Raw genomic sequence first — 4,679 nt, 5'->3', positions numbered from 1 at the left:
CTCTTTTTTCATCTTTGTTGACTTTTATGAAGTCAACCTATTTCAGGACGAGACAAACAACACCACCCATTCTGAAATATTCTCCTTCCTCTTCTCCTTTTTCCCCGATGTCATATTGGTATTTCCCATCTTTATCAAATAGAGATAATCTGTCCGAATGAACTACTAAGAATTTATCACCGTCCAAAATAACCCTTTGTATGAATTTGATCTGAATAAATTCGTTGGTTTCCAATTGCACGTATCGAGGGTTTGTCCCCCATTCATTCAAACCCACTTCCAATGCCTCATTCTTGACTAAGGGACGAAAGTCTATCCAGTAAAAGTCCTCATGATCGGAAAATTGTGCTTGCCGACCTCCGCAGGAAGCCAACAGCAGGCAAAAGAGAAGAATCCATGTTTTCATAAACTTGTTATTTCAGAATGTTACTAATATCAAACCGTATGATCGCCACTTCCGGTTCTTCAGTCGCGGCATAGATTGTTTTTTCGTCCTCGGAAACGGTGAACCGGGCTAAACTTCTTTCCGAACGTAAGTTTTTCAGTAAATTGCCTTGATGATCAAACACCAGCATGTTTCTGGGTTTTATGTTTTTCCGATTGTCCCGATCATATTTTTGCCCGAAATAACTACAGAAGATATAATTTTTTGTCATTTTCACATCTGCAAAACCTAATTTCAAAAGAGTCAGGTCTAATTGGTCTTTCTTATAGATTGGTTGTTCTGCACAAGCATCCCATAATATTTTGCAAGTGCCATCTGCTTGTTGCTCATAGCAGGCGATATAGCCAAATGATGCCATTGTAGACACGAACTTATTTCCATACGAACTGACTGAACCTCCATAAGTAACTAATACTTCACTTTGATGGTCTTTATCCGGAATATTCCCCATGTTCCCGATTGTGTTCAACTCTTTATCCAGTATAATTATAGGCTGGGGCATACCAACGACGACCGAACCTACAAAATAATCCTGATTAAGTACCTTGCCGAATAAGATATTTTTCTCATTACCTTTCAAGTTTATTGTTTTCGCTTCCGGTAATTCTTCCGCATTTAAGATTTCATGCCATGAATATGTCCTCAGGTACATTTTTGCTTCATCATAAACATATACATCTTTACCATTTTTTCCCCAATAGACGGGTTGTACAAATTCTTTAGGTCCGCCACCGAATAGACCAATTTGTTTAATCTCTTTGCCATTATTAGCATCAACTATTCGCATAAAGTAGTCACCTTTAGTGGCAAAGAGTAATAATTTATCATCTATGATATCTATTGACCAAGGATAATTCATAAAGAGTTCATAGGGATAGTCAACCCCGCTGACAGGAGTCTCTTCAGGTAATGTGAAAATGCGATACTGGTTTTCACTACAAGAGGTGAAAAGAAAGCATAGAATAATAATGAATAGACTTTTCATGATCATGTCGTTTTAGGAAAAGGTGCTGCCCTGTTAAATTTAAGCAGCACCTATAGTTTATAAATTATAAACCGCAAGCAGGATACATGTTATAATATGTATGTCCATTTGACAAGCAAGTCATTGTAGTGAAGTCGTCACAACGATCTCTTCCGCTCTCACCTCTAGCAAGAGCCTCTACATTAGCCAACGCCAAGTCAGAAAGTTCAACCTCCTGTTTATTTTGCTGGTAGTTCCAGCCTGCTGCGGCGGCGGCGATCGCTGCAAAAGCGATTACGCCCAAAATTTTTGTTCCCATTTTATTATTATTTTTAGGGATTTATCATTTTATTATTAATTGTGGCTCTTTCACCCGGTATCTTTTCCCGGAACAGGTGATTCCCAACCCTTTTTTCTTTACTCCAAATTTACTACTTTTGCCGTTACCTCCTTCTTTATTTGTTATTGAATGAGGAAAAGTCCGGGAGTTTTTGCTAACGTTTGTGAGGCGGTAGGCAGAGACTCCTTTCTTTTTACTTGATATTTATAGTTTGACTGTCTTACTTTCTTTCTATCTTTTCTGATTGCTCCTCCTTTATTTAAGATGATTATTCATTAAAAAAACTCTAATATATAAGGATTATCTTCCATATTGCAAATAATCTTATTGCCAAATTTGTCGATCACATCTTCGGGGTGTTCCGAAAGACGGTCGGGCGTGATATATAATAATATGCTGTCATCGCTCTCTGCGTCAGAAATAGTGGAAAGAGTTGTCCCGTATGAGAATTGGGTTGAGACCTTTTGTCCTTCTTCTACTTTTGTCAGGTAGTTTTTTCCACCCTGATGTGTCTGTAGCCAGATTATATTCCCTAAAGAAATCATGTTGTTGATGTAAGAGCATTTATTGGCTTCAAGGATAAAATCGATACCGTGTGTTTGAAACATTTCCAACAACTGCTTTTCGGTGAGAAACTCATTTCCTCCGGCATAGTGTCCCATTTGGAATTGCTCAGTTTGCGGGTTGAATGAAACGAATGTGTTTGAAATACCTAACTGGAAAAGATAACTGGATCCATAAGCCGCAAATTGTACCGGCCGGAACATGATGTAGGGTATTTCTTTTTTCAAATATTCGGCAATAATTTCCCCCTCTTTGTCTACCAACGTCAAAATGTTTTCGTTCTGTCCGGTGACAAGCAGGACATGAGAGTTCTCCATCTTTTTAAATTTGTGGATTACAAATGGATAGGAAATTTTTCTTTTGAAAGAAAAATCGGTAGCATCATATACTTTCAGGCTTTTGTTGTCCGAAATCCATACTTCAGTTTTACCATCTGCCTCGCAGACATCGAAATCCTCTATTCGGGGATATTCTTCCGGCCCTTGTCCTTGCCTGTTCAAAGACGATACGAATTTTCCATCCTTGTCGAAATGGTGGATTGTTTTGCCATTAGAGGATAAAACATAATAATGGTTCCGAAACTTCCTGATCTTATCAATCTGCCCGATCAAACTGCCGGAAGTCGTTTCCAGCGGAGTAATTTCGTAGCGATCAGAAAACAACTCCGTCCATGTCGGCCGGGATTCTTCAGGAGATAAATCCGCTATCAAAGCAATTTTTGTTGCCTTTTGATCTGAGCAAGAGCTCAAAAGCACGCAAACCAAGCATATAAAAAAGAACTGTTGGGTGATATTTTTCATCTTTTATTCCTTTATTTTAATCGTTAGTAAAATCCAATCGTTCCCAGTGGTTAATAATCCGGGTAACATTTTCCGGATAGCCGGGTATGTGCATTTAATATTTAAGTAATGACCGGCAAGGTCATTCTCGCGAACAAGCAAATAAAGATTGTTTTTATCTGAACCGATAAAAGGATTCACATATTTGGATCTGAAATTGTCAAAAAGACGGTCGAAAGAAAAGAGGATATTGTCTTTACACCGGATAGCACAAAAATCGTCCCTTTTCCCCATTAACTTGAAAAAAAGATAATCCGAAGCGAAATAAAAGCTATAACAGTTATGGATGTATTTTTTCTTATCGATTATTTCAGCCATTCCCGCATCTTCTTTGGGATACTTGTCTCTGGTTAGAAATTCTCCATGAAAATCAAGACTATAATATGGGAGTATCTCCTTCTCGGAAGTATCATATCTATAGATTGTGTCTGTGTTATCCGGGAGAATCAAAATGTCGTCAGCATCTGTCGTATATAAATTATAAGGTGCGAACAACCATTCTTTTTTCCCCCATTTGGGCAGATATAATTTGTGGATAGACTTGAAATCGGTGAGAGCCATAAAGTGTCCTTCAATGTGTCCTCTTTCTGTATTGGCTCCTCCCGAATAAACCAGAAAATCTTGTTTTGCGGTCGGTATGATGGCGGCACAAGGAAAAGGCAAAGACACTTTTTTGACCGGTGCGCCATCCAGTTTGAACTTGTTAATAATTTTGAATCTGCTCACGACCCACAACTCCTCCAATTCCGGAACAATACACATGGAATTGACTATTAAGGCATCCGAAAATGTAATTTCCTTTATGAACTTTCCGGACTTAGAGTATATATATACATTTTTTCCAGCCATAGTACTTCCCATAAAGTATAGGAAATCTTTATATTGAACCATATTTGTACAAAAATCAAATACAGTATTACTTAGTTTTGTACAGGAAATGTCTGTAATCAAACTATCAAATGTGATTTTTTGGTAGTGATTCATGTCCATTTGAATGGTATTTTCCACACGGGAGGGAGATAAAATACCGTTAATACTATTTGTACAGAACAAGTATATAAAAAGCAAGAGTCGTATTCTTGTTATCATAATCCAAATGGAATATTCTATAGAAGGTAACTTTTCGCAAAAGTTACCTCCCTCTGATAATTAATAATATTTTATATCTCCGCAGGAGCATGAATATCCAACACCGTATGAGTCACATATTGCGATCCAACCGGTTACGGAGCTATGTCCAGTTCTCCATTTACAGTCACCACTCCCTTCGCCACTGGCCAACGCTTCCACGTTCGTCAGCGCCAAGTCTGAGAGTTGAACATCTTGTTTATTTTGCTGGTAATTCCAGCCAGCAGCCACTGCTATTGCTACTAAAAGTGCTGCTCCAAATATACGCTTTTTCATTTTTCGTACCTTTGTTTTATTGTTTTTAATTCAGTAAATTTTCTACCTTTACCTTTTCTATAGAGGATCAAGATAGCCAAATGATGTACTGAACTTGCATCATTCTGTTTTGTCCGGTTTATA

At 37.9% G+C, this 4,679-nt stretch carries 6 protein-coding genes; all 6 read right to left on the bottom strand.

Annotated elements, in window-relative coordinates; genetic code table 11:
- Positions 1-37: 37 nt before the first annotated feature.
- A complete protein-coding gene (locus KTG12_RS20945) occupies positions 38-406 on the bottom strand; it encodes a 6-bladed beta-propeller (protein WP_155144452.1) in 369 nt (122 codons plus the stop codon).
- Positions 407-413: 7 nt separating this feature from the next.
- Complete coding sequence (locus KTG12_RS20940) at positions 414-1,430, bottom strand: BF3164 family lipoprotein (RefSeq protein ID WP_224204194.1); 1,017 nt, start codon at positions 1,428-1,430, stop codon at positions 414-416.
- A gap of 64 nt (positions 1,431-1,494) precedes the next feature.
- Positions 1,495-1,728, bottom strand: coding sequence for an NVEALA domain-containing protein (locus KTG12_RS20935; protein ID WP_005640599.1), 234 nt, complete (start codon positions 1,726-1,728; stop codon positions 1,495-1,497).
- Between the two features lie 296 nt (positions 1,729-2,024).
- Complete coding sequence (locus KTG12_RS20930) at positions 2,025-3,023, bottom strand: 6-bladed beta-propeller (protein WP_224204193.1); 999 nt, start codon at positions 3,021-3,023, stop codon at positions 2,025-2,027.
- Positions 3,024-3,116: 93 nt separating this feature from the next.
- Positions 3,117-3,914 carry a 6-bladed beta-propeller gene (locus KTG12_RS20925; protein ID WP_224204192.1) on the bottom strand — a complete coding sequence of 266 codons (798 nt, stop codon included), beginning with the start codon at positions 3,912-3,914 and terminating at the stop codon, positions 3,117-3,119.
- 387 nt (positions 3,915-4,301) lie between these two features.
- Positions 4,302-4,556 carry an NVEALA domain-containing protein gene (locus tag KTG12_RS20920; protein WP_149936061.1) on the bottom strand — a complete coding sequence of 85 codons (255 nt, stop codon included), beginning with the start codon at positions 4,554-4,556 and terminating at the stop codon, positions 4,302-4,304.
- Between the last annotated feature and the right edge of the window lie 123 nt (positions 4,557-4,679).

Origin of the sequence: Parabacteroides sp. MSK.9.14, from assembly GCF_019041495.1 — a bacterium.
In the GTDB taxonomy this organism is placed as follows: domain Bacteria; phylum Bacteroidota; class Bacteroidia; order Bacteroidales; family Tannerellaceae; genus Parabacteroides; species Parabacteroides merdae.
The sequence above is the reverse complement of the archived record's forward strand: the minus strand, read 5'-3'. Positions and strand labels throughout refer to the sequence as shown.